We start from the raw sequence: 13,269 nt of genomic DNA on the forward strand, positions 1-13,269 counted from the left end.
CATCGTACGTGCCACCCCCGAAACCCGCCCCAGCCCGCAACTCCACCCCTGTCCCGCGTTGATCATGAAGTTATTGCCCCGACACGCCGGCACGGAGGGCAATAACTTCATGATCGACGGGCCAGGTGGGGTGGGTCGTAGGGTGGGCGGGTGAGCGAGGGTGGGGCGCGGGTGGGGAGCAGTGGGGCCAGCAGCGGGGCCAGCAGCGCTGAGGAGCCTTGGCCGGTACGGGTGGTCAGCCAGAAGGTGGGGGCGTGGATCGCCAAACTGGGCTGGGTGTGGGTGGACGGGCAGGTGGCCCAGATCAGCCGTCGCCCCGGAGCCAGCACCGTCTTCCTCACCCTGCGCGACCCGTCGGCCGACCTGAGCCTGACCGTCACCACCAACCGGGACGTCCTGGACGCCGGCGCGCCGGAGCTGCGCGAGGGCGCCCGCGTGGTGCTGCACGCCAAGCCCGAGTTCTACGCCGCCCGGGGCACGTTGAGCCTGCGGGCCGACGAGATCCGCCAGGTAGGGCTGGGGGAGCTGCTGGCCCGGCTGGAGAAGCTCAAGAAGCTGCTCGCCGCCGAAGGGCTCTTCGATCGCGCCCGCAAGCGTCGACTGCCGTTCCTGCCCGGCCGGATCGGGCTCATCACCGGTCGCGCGTCGGCGGCGGAACGGGACGTCCTGACGAATGCCCGACGGCGCTGGCCGGCGGTGGAGTTCCGGACGGTCAACGTGGCCGTGCAGGGCCCGTCCGCAGTGCCGCAGATCGTCGACGCGCTCAAGGTGCTGGACGCCGACCCGAGCATCGAGGTGATCATCATCGCCCGGGGTGGCGGCGGCATCGAGGACCTGCTGCCCTTCTCCGACGAGGCGCTCTGCCGGGCGGTGTTCGGCTGCCGTACGCCGGTGGTCAGCGCGATCGGCCACGAGACCGACGCGCCACTGATCGACTACGTGGCCGACGTCCGCGCCTCCACACCGACCGACGCGGCCAAACGGGTCGTCCCCGACCTCACCGAGGAGGTACGCCTCATCGGGCAGGCCCGGCACCGCCTGGAACGGGCGGTGCGCAACCTGGTCGACCGGGAGACGCACCGGCTCGACGGGCTGCGTTCCCGGCCGGTGCTGGCCCGACCCCAGGTGATGGTGGAGCATCGGGCGACCGAGCTGACCGCGTTGCGGCAGCGGGCCGGCCGATGCCTGGAGCATCGGCTCGCCGCCGCCGAGGATGACCTGCGGCACACCCTCGCGCGGCTGCGCGCCCTCTCCCCCGCCGCCACCCTCGACCGGGGGTACGCGATCGTGCAGCGTGCGGACGGCCACGTGGTCCGGGCGGCGGCGGAGGTTGGCAAGGGCGACCCGTTGCGGGTACGACTGGCCGACGGCGAGTTGGCCGCCACTGTCGATGGCTGAGTGGCGGCGGCGCGGCGCGACGGGGAGTGGTGTGCTGAGATGAACGCGATGACTGACGACACGAAGGCCGGGCCGGACGAACGGCTCAGTTACGAGCAGGCCCGTGCCGAGCTGGCCTCGGTGGTGGAGCGGCTGGAGGCCGGCGGCACGTCCCTGGAGGAGTCGCTGGCGCTCTGGGAGCGTGGTGAGGCGCTGGCGGTGATCTGTCAACGCTGGCTCGATGGCGCTCGGGCACGGATCGACGCCGCCCGGCAGGATTCCGCTTCCTGACCACGGGTGGGACGGCCGGAGCCGCCCCACCCGGTCACGTCAGTTGAACAGGCTGTACAGCTCGGCCGGCGCCTCGACGACCTGGTCCGCCGGCGGCTTCTGCGCGGCGGTGGCGGCACCGTAGTCGGAGTACGTCATCCGAATCTCCTGGGCGGCGGTCTGCCCGGCGGCCGGCAGCTGCAACACCAGCTCGCTGAGCCGGCCCTGCGGGTCCACCTTCGCGGTGAACGGGACGGTCTTCGCCTGGGTGCCCAGCGCAGCGATCGTGGCGGCATTCAACGAGCCCGCCTCGGCGGCCTTGGTGACGTCGATCGTGCCGGCGTACGCGCCGGTGCCGGTGCTGCGGACCTCGGTGATGCCCTGGGTGAGCACCGCGCTGCCGGCCGGGTCGACCTTCTCGAAGTCGAAGCCGAGGTTGCGGTTGCCCTTGATCCGGTTCTGGTCGAGGTGCTGGTACTTGCCGAGGTTGAGCTGCTTGATGGCGGGCAGGCTGTCGGCGGTGGGGCCGGACAACTCCAGCTTGACCCAGCTGTCCGGCTTGAAGTGGACCACGTCGAGCTTCATCGCCAGGTCGGCCGAGGGGCCGCCGATCGAGATCTTCATGGCGGCACTCTGGCTCGGCTGGTGCACCAGCCCTTCGGCCGTCGAACCGGCGCCGGCCAGCGTGAACCGGAAGTTTCCGTTGCTGATCTCCTTGGTGGAGTCGAGCAGGGCCTGCTTGGCGTCACCCGCCACCGGGGCACCGGACGGGCTCGCCGTGCCGGACGCGCTCACCGTCGGGGACGGCGTCGATCCGGCGGTGCCGGTTCCGCTGGCGCAGGCGGCCAGTGCGGGCGTGATCAGAGCGGCGGCTACCAGGCCGGCGCCGAGTCGTCGAACAGTCATACGTTTCTCCCAAGGGGGTCACCCGACGACCTGGGCGGCGCCGGAAACCGGGCGACGCAGCAGCACCGTCGGCTGCGTCGCGCGACCCGGGCCGAGCAGCGCGCCCGGATCACTCCCTCCTTGTTCCCTGTCGACGCGTTGAACAATCACCCTTCGGGCTGGTTGCCCAGATTTGACGTCAGCGGGGCCTTCGATCACCGGGTCCGGTCAGCGCAGCGAGCCGGCCAGTTCGCGGAGTTCGTTGTCGCCGGCGTCGCCGACGACGATCACCGTGCGGGTCGGCTCCAGCAGGACAAGCGCCTGTTGGTTTCCCCGGGCCGTGTAGAGCTGCCAGGTGTGCCCGGCCAGCTCGGTGGGGCCCTGCGGCTGGCCCTGACTGGTCAGCTCGGCGGGGAGCAGACGGTCCGCCGGGACGCTGCTCTGCAGCAGTTGGACGCCCCGCCCCTCCGGGGTGAGGTAGCCGAGTCGCAGGTTCGCACCGTCCTCGACGGTCTGGTAGCGGGCGCTGACCGTCTTCCAGTCGGCGCCGAGCCCCTGCGGCTGGCTCACCGGAAAGACGTTCGCCGAGCGGGCCTGCTCGATGGCGGGTGCCGGATCGACGGTGGTGGCCTGGTCGCCGCCGAGAAATCCCCGGTAGAACGCCAGCAGCAGCGCGATCGGGACGAGCAGCACCAGCAGCGAGATCGCCATGTCCTTCGGCGACCGCTCGGACTTGCCGGACGCCGCCGGCGACCGCTCGGACCTGCCGGACACCGCTGGCGGCGGTGGGGTCGGATCGGTCGCGGCGGGCTCGCCGCCGCGGCCGGCGGGGACGTCGGCCGGCGGCTGACCGTCGGGCGGCGTGCGGTCGGCGGGTACGCGGTCGGCTGGCTGTGCGGGTTCCACGCCACTATCTTCGCAGCCGCCCGACCGGCGGTATCCGGGCCATCACCGCCCCGCGCCGACGCCCGGTCGGCCATCGTGTGAGGATCAGCGACAAAGCCGGCAGTGGGGGCCTCCCTGCCGCCGGTCGTCCCCGCACCGTCGCGAGGAGGAGTAGCCGTCATGACGAACACCAGGACGCGGATCCCGCAGGATCTCGACCGAAACCTTGCCCTCGACCTGGTCCGGGTCACCGAGGCCGCGGCGATGGCCGCCGGCCGGTGGGTCGGTCGGGGCGACAAGGAGGGCGGCGACGGGGCCGCGGTCGACGCGATGCGCAAGCTGATCAACTCGATCCAGATGCGCGGTGTGGTGGTGATCGGCGAGGGCGAGAAGGACAACGCCCCGATGCTCTTCAACGGCGAACACGTCGGCGACGGCACCGGCCCGGAGGTGGACGTCGCCGTCGACCCGGTGGACGGCACCACCCTGATGAGCAAGGGCATGCCGAACGCCGTGGCGGTGCTCGCCGTCTCCGAGCGCGGTGCGATGTTCGACCCCAGCGCCGTGTTCTACATGGAGAAGCTCGCCGTCGGCCCGGTGTACGCCGATGTGATCGACATCAACGCCGGTGTGGCGGAGAACCTGCGCCGGATCGCCAAGGTCAAGGGCACCGACGTCTCCGAGGTGACGGTCTGCGTGCTGGACCGCAGCCGCCACGACGACCTGGTCGCGCAGATCCGCCGGACCGGGGCGGGCATCCGGTTCATCTCCGACGGCGACATCGCGGGCTCCATCGCGGCGGCCCGGGGCGAGTCGGACGTCGACGTGCTGATGGGCATCGGTGGCACCCCGGAGGGCATCATCTCCGCCTGCGCGCTGAAGTGCATGGGCGGAGCGATGCAGGCCAAGCTCTGGCCGCGCGACGAGCAGGAGCGGGAGAAGGCGATCGCCGCCGGGCACGACCTGGACCGGGTGCTCGGCACCGATGATCTTGTCACTGGCGACAACTGCTTCTTCGTGGCGACCGGGGTCACCTCCGGCGACCTGCTGCGCGGGGTGCGCTACCGGGCCGGCGGCGCGTACACCCAGTCGATCGTGATGCGCTCCAAGAGCGGCACCATCCGGGTGATCGACTCGTACCACCGGCTGGAGAAGCTGGCGCTCTACTCCGCGGTCGACTTCGACGGTCGTCCGCTGGCCGAACAGGAGTGACAATCACCGACACGGCGACCCCGCAGACCCTGTCGGCCGCCCGCCGGATCACCGGCGTCGCGCTGGCCTCGGCCTCCGGGGTCGCGGTGGCGGTGCAGTCGCGGATCAACGGCGAGCTGGGCGTACGCCTCGACGACGGGTTCGCTGCCGCGGTGGTCTCGTTCGGCATCGGCCTGCTGGTGCTGCTGATGCTGGTGCCCGCCACCCCCGGTGGTCGGCGGGGGCTGGTCGCGACGCGGCAGGCCCTGCGGACGGGCGCGCTGCGGCCGTGGCAGTGCCTCGGCGGCATGTGCGGCGCGTTCCTGGTCGCCACCCAGGGTCTCACCATCGGCACGTTGGGCGTGGCGGTCTTCACCGTGGCGGTGGTGGCCGGTCAGACCGGGAGCAGCCTCCTGGTGGACCGGGCCGGGATCGGGCCGACCGGCCGGCAGCCGGTCACCCGGCAGCGGCTGGCCGGCGCGGTGCTCACCGTGCTGGCGGTCGGCCTGGCGGTCGGCGACCGACTTGGCGACCCGGGTGCGCTGGCCCTGGCCCTGCTGCCGCTGTTCGCCGGTGTGGGCATCGCCTGGCAGCAGGCCGTCAACGGTCGGGTCCGGGCGGCGGCCGACAGCGCGTTGACCGCCACGCTGGTCAACTTCGCCGTCGGCACTGTCACCCTGCTCGTCGCGTTCGCGATCGACATCGCGGTACGCGGCTGGCCCGGCGGCCACCCGCCGACCGAGCCGTGGCTCTACCTGGGTGGCCCGATCGGCATCGTGTTCATCGCGATCGCCGCCGCGATCGTGCGCTTCACCGGTGTGCTGCTGCTCGGCCTGGCCACCATCGCCGGGCAGATCGTGGGCGCCGTCCTGCTGGACCTGATCCTTCCCACGGCGGCCTCGCACCCCGGTGTGAACACCCTGCTCGGGGCGGCGCTGACAATGGTGGCCGTCCTGATCGCCGCGCTGGCGCCGCCCGCCCGCCGCTGACCACCCGCCCGCCGACGCTCACTGCGGCGGCGGGTAGGGCGGATCAGGCACCGCCGTCCGCGGCGGCAGCTGGGGCGGGTAGGCCGGATAGGGCCCGTACGGCGGGCGGGGCGGATACCGGCGTTCGAACCCCCGGCCGTCTCGATCCGGACTCAGGTCGGTTGGGGTCCGATACCGATGGTCAACCGGCGTCGGAGGAGTGCCCGGGGAAGAGGTGTGCGCTCGGGTCGATGGCCACTGCCGCGTTGTTCACCGCCGTGGCCGCCTCACCGAAGCCGGTGGCGATCAGCCGGACCTTGCCCGGGTATTCGGTGATGTCGCCCGCCGCGAAGACCCGGGGCAGGTTGGTGGCCATCGCGCTGTCCACCACGATGTGCCGGCGGTCCAGTCGCAACCCCCACTCGGCGAGGGGGCCCAGGTCGGCGGTGAAGCCGAGGGCGGCCACCACGACGTCCACCGGCAACGTCTCGGTCGCGCCGCCGCGCACCGTCACCTCGGCACCGGTCACCGCGCTGTCGCCGAGCAGCCTGGTGACCTCGGCGTTGACCACGACCCGCACCGGCAGGGAGAGCACCCGGGCGACGGTCGAGGCGTGCGCACGGAACTTCTCCCGTCGGTGCACGAGGGTCACCGACCGGGCCAGCGGTTGCAGGGCCAGCGCCCAGTCGAAGGCGGAGTCGCCGCCACCGACGATCAGCACGTCCCGATCGGTCAACTCGGTCGGCTCGGTCACGAAGTAGACGATCCCCGAGCCGGGGGCGCCGTCGGCGCACGGCAACGGCCGCGGGCTGAAGCTGCCGAGACCGCCGGTGACCACGACCGCGCCGCAGGCGAGCTGCTCACCACCGGCCAGGCCGAGCACCGGATTGCCGTCGGCGTACGAGAGCTTCTCCGCCCGGGTGCCGAACAGGTACTGCGGACCGAACGGGGCCGCCTGGGCCACCAGGTTGGCCACCAGGTCACGGCCCTTGACCGCGGGGAAGCCAGCGACGTCGAGGATCAGCTTCTCCGGGTACATGGCGGTGACCTGGCCGCCCGGCTCGGGCAACGCGTCGATCACCGCCACCGACAGCCCTCGGAACCCGGCGTAGTACGCGGCGAAGAGGCCGGCCGGACCGGCCCCGATCACGGCGACATCGACCTCGCGCATGGCGTACCGTCGCTTTCCGCTCACGGATCAACGCGTGCTGATCTCGACCGTAGGCGGGCGGCGACGGTGCGGCAAGCACGTCCCAGAGGCGCGCCGGAGAATCGCCTCAGGGCAGGCTGAGCGGGGAACCCGAGTAGTCCGGGCCGTCCACTGTCGGTCGCCGCCGACGGAACAGGATCGCCGCCACCACCCCGCCGAGCAGGCCGAACAGGTGCCCCTGCCAGGAGATCCGCTCGTCGGTGGGGAGGATGCCGACCAGCTGCCAGCCGTAGAGCAGACCGACCAGGAGGAAGACCGCGAAATTCCACCAGCTGCGCTCGACGATGCCCCGGGTGAGCAGGATGCCCAGGTAGCCGAAGATGACGCCGCTGGCGCCGACCACCACCGAGTTGGGTGAACCGGTGAACCACACGCCGAGCCCGCTGACCAGGATGATGACCAGCGTCGACCAGAGGAACCGGCGGGCGCCGGCGGCGAGGACGAAGGTGCCCAGCAGGATCAGCGGAATGCTGTTGCTGTAGAGGTGGTCGAAGCCGTGGTGCAGGAACGGGGAGAAGAAGACCCCGTCCAGCCCGTCGATGCGTTGCGGGATGATGCCGGCGGTGGCGTCCAGGCCGAACGCCAGCCCCTGGTCGACGGCCTCGATGAGGAAGAGGAACGGGACCACCGCACACATGGCGACGAACGCCCGGCCGAGCGAGGCGTAGAACGCCTCGGTGCCGAACCGGTACGGGTCGCCGCCGCTTGACGGGTGCAGGGTCACTCCACAACTGCTATCAGCAAAAGCGGCCGACCGCCACTCACGTCCCGTCCGAGCAGACCGGGGTACGCGCGACGGCGGGGCGGGTGGGCGACCACCCGCCCCGCGTCGAGAGCGTCAGTAGTGCCCGTTGTTCTGGAAGTAGGTCCAGGCACCGCAGGGCGTCTTGTACTTGCCCTTGATGTAGCCCAGCCCCCACTTGATCTGGGTGGCCGGGTTGGTCCGCCAGTCGGACGCGACGGAGCCCATCTTGCTGCCCGGCAGCGACTGCGGGATGCCGTACGCACCGGACGAGGAGTTGCTGGCCTTGTGGTTCCAGCCGCTCTCCTTGGTCCAGAGCTTCTCCAGGCAGGGGAACTCGGAGATGCCGAAACCCGCGTCGATCATCAGTGCGCAGCCGGTCTTGCGGTTACCGCTGTACTCCGCGCAGGACGCCGGAATCGGCCCGTCGTACGGCTTGGCTACCGCGTTGGCGGCGGCGCGCTCGCGCTTGCGGGAAGCCGCGGCGGCTTCGGCCCTGCGGGCCCGCTCGGCGGCTTCCTTGGCGGCCTGCTTCGCCCGCAGCTTGGCCTGGTACTCGGCGGCCCGCTGCTTGGAGAACTGCACCTGGTGGGCGGCCTGCCGCTCGCGCTGGTAGGCGAAGTCAGCCCGGTCGACCTCGCGGCTGACCTGCTCGGTCAGACCCTGTTGCTGGGTTTCCCGGTCTTCGCCCAGGTAGAAGCCACCGGCAACGCCCACGGAGAGCAGCGCGACAGCAGCCGTACGGGCGCCCAACCGGCTCCACAGCCGACTCACGAAGTGGTCCCTTCGTCGGGAGCAAGGACGTGGCGCGGCGCAGGCCACAGGTGAGCCGTCAGCCGTGCCACGAGCGCCCCGACCGGTTGCCGGTCGCGCCGCCGCACCTACGGTCGCCGATGTCGTCCGTCTCGGGACGAACGATCACCAACGATCCCCGTGGTGCGTGGACGCTCGTGGGACACGATTGCGCACAGTGAGGCTGATGGGAAACCAACCAGGCTGTTTGTGATCTGCGCCACACCGAAAATGTGGACGAATGCCCACATAAGCACCCGTCAGATCGGGATGTCCTCCAAGAGGTCCGTCACCATCGCAGCGATCGGCGAACGCTCCGAACGGCTGAGGGTGACGTGCGCGAAGAGCGGATGACCTTTGAGCGCTTCGATGACGGCCGTCACCCCGTCGTGCCGGCCGACCCGCAGATTGTCCCGCTGGGCCACGTCGTGGGTGAGCACCACCCGGGAGCCCTGCCCGATCCGGGACAGCACTGTCAACAGCACCCCGCGCTCCAACGACTGGGCCTCGTCCACGATCACATAGGCGTCATGCAGGCTGCGCCCCCGGATGTGGGTCAGCGGCAGCACCTCCAGGATGCCCCGCGAGGTGACCTCCTCCAGCACGTTCTCGTGCACCACCGCGCCGAGCGTGTCGAAGACCGCCTGAGCCCACGGCGACATCTTCTCCGACTCCGAGCCCGGCAGGTAGCCCAACTCCTGGCCACCGACGGCGTACAGCGGGCGGAACACGATCACCTTCTTGTGCCGGCGGCGCTCCATCACCGCCTCCAGCCCGGCGCAGAGCGCCAGCGCCGACTTGCCGGTGCCGGCCCGGCCACCCAGCGAGACGATCCCGATCGACTCGTCCAGCAGCAGGTCGAGAGCGATCCGCTGCTCGGCGGAGCGGCCGTGCAACCCGAACGCCTCCCGGTCGCCCCGAACCAGACGCGCCGACTTGTCCGGCAGCACCCGACCGAGCGCGGAACCACGCGCCGAGTGCAGCACCAGACCTGTGTGGCAGGGCAGCCCGGCCGCCTCGTCGAGATCGAGCGTCTCGCCCGCGTACAGCTGGCCGATCTGCTCCTCGCTCAACTGCATCTCCGACATGCCGGTCCAGGTCGGATCACTGGCCTGGCCGTGGCGGTACTCGTCGGCGCGCAGACCCACCGAGGCCGCCTTGACCCGCAGCGGCATGTCCTTGCTGACCAGAGTCACCTCCCGCCCCTCGGCGGCGAGGTTGAGCGCGACGGAGAGGATCCGGGCGTCGTTGCTCTCGGTGCGGAAACCGGGCGGCAGGACACCGTCGTCGGTGTGGTTGAGCTCCACCCGCAGGGTGCCGCCGACGTCGTTGGCGGGCACCGGACGGTCGAGTCGACCGTGCCGGACCCGCAGGTCGTCGAGCATCCGCAGCGACTGCCGGGCGAACCAGCCCAGCTCCGGATGGTGCCGCTTGCCTTCCAGCTCGGTGATGACCACCAGAGGTAGCACCACCTCGTGCTCCGCGAACCGGTGGAAAGCCGCCGGATCGGAGAGCAGCACCGATGTGTCCAGGACGAAGGCCTGGCCGGCTGGTCGTGGCTCCTTGGGGTCGGCCGGCGCGGCGGCCGCCGAACGGCGGCTCCTGGTGGCGCGGCGGGTCGTGGCAGTCGCGGCCGGGGTCTGGTCGGCACCGGCGGTGGTACGGCGAGTCGTCACAGGCCTGCTCCGACGGATGGGCACCCGCCACCCGTGTTCCGCCTCCTCCGGTGCCCGGGGACACGGGGTCGGATGCGGAACCCCATGCGCGAGGTCGCAGATCCGGGCGGACCGGCTGGCTCGGGAGAACCCCGTGCCATGCCTAGACGCTAGCCCCGCCGGACCTTCCCGGCTAGAGGCCGAACGTGGATCTCCCAGGACGCGCTTGTGAACAGCGCTTCGCCGACGCCCGCACCAGCCGAAAGGCGTCGTCGCGAAGACGGCGGAACCGGCCGGGATGCATGCCCCCTGCGCGCACCCCGGCCGGTGGGGCCACCGTCACCGGTCTGACGTGACCCCGACGGTGCGTGTCCGCCGCGGACGACGCACCGCGTTCGTGGGGCGGTCGGCGAGGTGACCCCGCCGACCGACCTCAACCGGTACGTCGGACGAGCGTGCCGGTCGGGTGCCGCCCGGTGATCGGGGCGGCCGGCGCGCTGAACGACGAGCCGGTGTACGTGGTGCCGGGGCGTTCGACCACACCGGTGGAGCGGACCACCCCCGCGGGCGAGACCGACAGCGCCGAGGCGATCGCCGCCTGGGCGTCCCGACGACGCCGGTTCCAGGCGCCCCGGTCGCCGTCGAAGTAGCCCTGTCGGTAACCGAAGCGGTAGCCGATGCGGTAGCTGAGCTGACCGTGCAACCGCCCGGCCGCATAGCTGGTGGCACCGAGCACCAGGACGAGGAACACGGCGAGAAACGGGCTCATCGGGCAGCTCCGGCCCAGCCGGGACGCCAGGTCATCGCTCCTCCGGCTCGATCGTGGTGGGGTCGGCGACGAGCAGCCGGTCCAGGTCGTCGGTGCTGACCTCCTCGACCAGCTCGACGCTGATCCGGCAGCCGTCCAGCACGACTTCGGCCACCGAGGACCGGCGGATCTCGCCGCCGGCGTCGTAGACCCGGACGCTCAGCTCCGGGCAGCCGAGATGGGTACGCCAGGCGTTCCACTCGGTGCGATCGCCGACGCTCAGCGACAGGTAGCGGCAACCTCGGGCGAGGTAGAGGCGCCAGGGGGCGGTCAGCCCCGCGGCGACCCCCTCGGCGATCAGCCCGAAGGCCTGGGCGCGGGTGGCGAGCTCGGTCACCACGACCCCCTGGCACCGGGGGCGTGACGCATGTGAGCACCAATCGTCTCATGCACGTGACACACCGTAGATTGTCCCATGGGCGTGACAGTATCAGCTTTTCGTCCGCTTACGTTTGCCACTACGTTCATCTATTCTGCCCGCGTGACACCCCTCAACAGTGGCACTGACTCGTTTACCGGAAATCCGAACAGTTCGTCACGTCTGCGTGACAGTGGCGAGCCGGGTCACGCACCCGCAACTTACTGGCCGTACCGTCACGGAGTGACCGAGACGGCCAATGCGCGGAAGATCGCCTTCGCCACCTTCGTCCGGCGGGCCCTGGACGAGGCACGGGCAACCCGAGCCTGGAGCGGCACCGAGGTGTCCCGGCGCACCGGCGTCTCCCGGCAGACCATCAACCGTTGGGTCCGAGGCGACTGGGCCAGCGACCCGGAGGCCGAGCGGGTGGTCGCCTTCTGCGAGGGTCTGGGGTTGAACCCGGCCGCCGCCTTCGCCGCGCTCGGCTGGGACCGCACCGCGGCCGGCCCCCGCACCGGCCAAACCGCCCCTCCGATGGACCCGGACGTGGAGGCGCTGCTGCGCCGTCTGGTCGATCCGCAGGTATCGGATGCGGAGAAGTTCCACATCCGCGAAACCATCAGATACCTCGCATACCGCCCAACGCTCCCGGTCGATGTCCGAAAAAGGAGCAATCAGGCAGGCTAGTTCCTCAGATAGCGAAAGAACGCCTGGTCAGGTTCATTCGTTTGCCTCCGGGGCTGGAACGGGCACGCTAGCGTCCCTATTCGTACTGCTTGGGCTCGTCATCGGCGGGGGGACGGGACAAGGCCGAACCCAGCCCTGCGGGACAGAAGGAGGGGTCTGTCCATGACCCTGAAGTGGTTGGCAGTCGTGGTCGCAACGGTGTCGGTGACATTGTGGGCGACCGGCAACACAGTGACCCTCGCGGTCGACGGCGGGCAGCTACCGCTGTTCGTCAACCTCTTTGCGCTCATCACCGCCGGCACCGCGGTCGTCCTGGCCGTCGTCGCCGAGCTGCACGAGCGCCTGAACAACCGAATCAGCGCGCTCACCGAGTTCCTGGTGGCACGGCTCAACGAGATCGAGAACCACACCGGCGATCGCAACACCGGGTTCGTGGAGGGCTACCTGTTGAGCCACGGCCAGGAGGCGGCGGTGGTGCCGTTCGGCCGGCGCGGACGAGGAGCCGCCGAACGTTGACCGCGTACCGCTCAACGGGTCAGCTCGGCCAGGAATGAGCCTGGATCGCCGGGGTACGCTGACGCGCGTGCCGCCGTTGAATCTGGGCAATCAGCAGCCGAGAACCCCGTTGAACGCCGACCAGGCCTGGCGGATAACCGCCAGCCGGGCGGCCGAGACCGTGCTCTTCTTCGACTTCGACGGCACGCTCGCGCCCGTCGACGACGATCCGACCGCGGTACGCCCGGCGCCCAAGGCGTTGGCCGCGATCGAGGCGCTCGCCCCGATCGTGCAGCGGGTCGCGATCGTGTCCGCCCGACCCGTCGAGTTCCTTCGGGATCAGCTCGGCGGGCTCGCCGGCGTGGACCTCTACGGCCTCTACGGGCTGGAACACAGCCACTCCGGCGGAGAAACCGTCACCGAACCGGCCGCGCTGCCCTGGGTGCCGACAATGGCCGAACTGGCCGACCTGGCTCGGGCGGAGCTGCCACCGGGCACGCTTGTGGAATACAAGCGGCTCTCGGTCGCGCTGCACTGGCGCACCGCACCGCAACTCGGCCCGACCGTGCAGCAGTGGGGGCAGACGCAGGCCGACCGTCTCGGGTTGCGGTCGCAGGCCGGGCGGATGGTGCTGGAGCTCAAGCCGCCGGTCGACCGGGACAAAGGCATGGTGATCGGCGAGGCGATCAAGGGCGCCACCGGCGCCTGGTACTTCGGCGACGACGTCTCCGACATCAAGGCCTTCGCCGCGCTGCGCGCCCGCGCCGCCGCCGACCCGGATTTCCTCGGCGTCTGCGTGGCGGTGGCCAACCCGGAGACCGGACTCGAGGTGGCAAACGCCGCCGACCTGACGATCGAGTCGCCGGCCGCCCTGGGTGACTTCCTCACCCGGGCGCTGACCCACCTGCCCTGAACTGACCTGCCCGGGCGGCGACCGAGAGCGTCG

General features: G+C 71.0%; 15 protein-coding genes. 7 read left to right on the forward strand and 8 right to left on the reverse strand.

The annotated features are described in order from the left end of the window. Positions 1–150 precede the first annotated feature (150 nt). On the forward strand, positions 151–1,398 hold the full coding sequence (gene xseA, locus ABZU74_RS06235) for an exodeoxyribonuclease VII large subunit (RefSeq protein WP_355419044.1): 1,248 nt from the start codon (positions 151–153) through the stop codon (positions 1,396–1,398). Between the two features lie 48 nt (positions 1,399–1,446). Next, positions 1,447–1,668, forward strand: coding sequence for an exodeoxyribonuclease VII small subunit (locus ABZU74_RS06240; RefSeq protein ID WP_355419046.1), 222 nt, complete (start codon positions 1,447–1,449; stop codon positions 1,666–1,668). 39 nt (positions 1,669–1,707) lie between these two features. On the opposite strand, the gene ABZU74_RS06245 is transcribed toward ABZU74_RS06240, so the two are convergent. Both ABZU74_RS06245 and ABZU74_RS06250 read right to left on the reverse strand, forming a co-directional pair. Then, on the reverse strand, positions 1,708–2,553 hold the full coding sequence (locus tag ABZU74_RS06245) for a hypothetical protein (protein WP_355419048.1): 846 nt from the start codon (positions 2,551–2,553) through the stop codon (positions 1,708–1,710). Positions 2,554–2,760: 207 nt separating this feature from the next. Beyond that, the gene (locus ABZU74_RS06250) at positions 2,761–3,438 is read right to left on the reverse strand and encodes a DUF4245 domain-containing protein (RefSeq protein ID WP_355419050.1); all 678 of its coding nucleotides are present in this window, start codon (positions 3,436–3,438) and stop codon (positions 2,761–2,763) included. A 159-nt stretch (positions 3,439–3,597) separates the two neighbouring features. Between ABZU74_RS06250 and glpX the strand changes: the two genes are divergently transcribed. Together glpX and ABZU74_RS06260 are read left to right on the forward strand one after the other, a co-directional pair. Next, positions 3,598–4,629 (forward strand): class II fructose-bisphosphatase, encoded by a 1,032-nt coding sequence (glpX, locus tag ABZU74_RS06255; RefSeq protein WP_355419052.1) that lies wholly within the window; start codon positions 3,598–3,600, stop codon positions 4,627–4,629. Between the two features lie 2 nt (positions 4,630–4,631). Next, positions 4,632–5,597, forward strand: a complete 966-nt coding sequence (locus ABZU74_RS06260) for a DMT family transporter (RefSeq protein WP_355419155.1) — start codon at positions 4,632–4,634, stop codon at positions 5,595–5,597. A gap of 181 nt (positions 5,598–5,778) precedes the next feature. Here the strand turns inward: ABZU74_RS06260 and ABZU74_RS06265 are convergent, their stop codons facing one another. The 6 genes from ABZU74_RS06265 to ABZU74_RS06290 form a co-directional block, all read right to left on the reverse strand. After that, positions 5,779–6,747, reverse strand: a complete 969-nt coding sequence (locus ABZU74_RS06265; protein WP_355419157.1) for an NAD(P)/FAD-dependent oxidoreductase — start codon at positions 6,745–6,747, stop codon at positions 5,779–5,781. A 106-nt stretch (positions 6,748–6,853) separates the two neighbouring features. Next, positions 6,854–7,510, reverse strand: coding sequence for a rhomboid family intramembrane serine protease (locus ABZU74_RS06270; protein ID WP_355419054.1), 657 nt, complete (start codon positions 7,508–7,510; stop codon positions 6,854–6,856). Between the two features lie 114 nt (positions 7,511–7,624). Continuing rightward, positions 7,625–8,302 (reverse strand): lytic transglycosylase domain-containing protein, encoded by a 678-nt coding sequence (locus ABZU74_RS06275; protein ID WP_355419056.1) that lies wholly within the window; start codon positions 8,300–8,302, stop codon positions 7,625–7,627. A 278-nt stretch (positions 8,303–8,580) separates the two neighbouring features. After that, entirely contained in the window at positions 8,581–9,996 is a 1,416-nt protein-coding gene (locus ABZU74_RS06280; protein ID WP_355419058.1) for a PhoH family protein, read from the reverse strand. A 412-nt stretch (positions 9,997–10,408) separates the two neighbouring features. Further along, positions 10,409–10,744, reverse strand: coding sequence for a hypothetical protein (locus ABZU74_RS06285; RefSeq protein WP_355419060.1), 336 nt, complete (start codon positions 10,742–10,744; stop codon positions 10,409–10,411). 31 nt (positions 10,745–10,775) lie between these two features. Then, positions 10,776–11,120, reverse strand: coding sequence for a hypothetical protein (locus tag ABZU74_RS06290; protein ID WP_145786311.1), 345 nt, complete (start codon positions 11,118–11,120; stop codon positions 10,776–10,778). A gap of 264 nt (positions 11,121–11,384) precedes the next feature. On the opposite strand from ABZU74_RS06290, the gene ABZU74_RS06295 reads away from it, so the two are divergent. The 3 genes from ABZU74_RS06295 to otsB all read left to right on the forward strand — a co-directional run bounded on the left by ABZU74_RS06295 (position 11,385) and on the right by otsB (position 13,236). Further along, positions 11,385–11,828, forward strand: a complete 444-nt coding sequence (locus ABZU74_RS06295) for an XRE family transcriptional regulator (RefSeq protein ID WP_355419062.1) — start codon at positions 11,385–11,387, stop codon at positions 11,826–11,828. Positions 11,829–11,990: 162 nt separating this feature from the next. Next, the gene (locus ABZU74_RS06300) at positions 11,991–12,344 is read left to right on the forward strand and encodes a hypothetical protein (protein WP_030486710.1); all 354 of its coding nucleotides are present in this window, start codon (positions 11,991–11,993) and stop codon (positions 12,342–12,344) included. A gap of 67 nt (positions 12,345–12,411) precedes the next feature. Next, positions 12,412–13,236 (forward strand): trehalose-phosphatase, encoded by an 825-nt coding sequence (gene otsB, locus ABZU74_RS06305; RefSeq protein ID WP_355419064.1) that lies wholly within the window; start codon positions 12,412–12,414, stop codon positions 13,234–13,236. The last annotated feature ends 33 nt before the right edge of the window (positions 13,237–13,269 follow it).

The organism is Micromonospora sp. NPDC005171 (genome assembly GCF_040608575.1).
Classification (GTDB): domain Bacteria; phylum Actinomycetota; class Actinomycetes; order Mycobacteriales; family Micromonosporaceae; genus Micromonospora.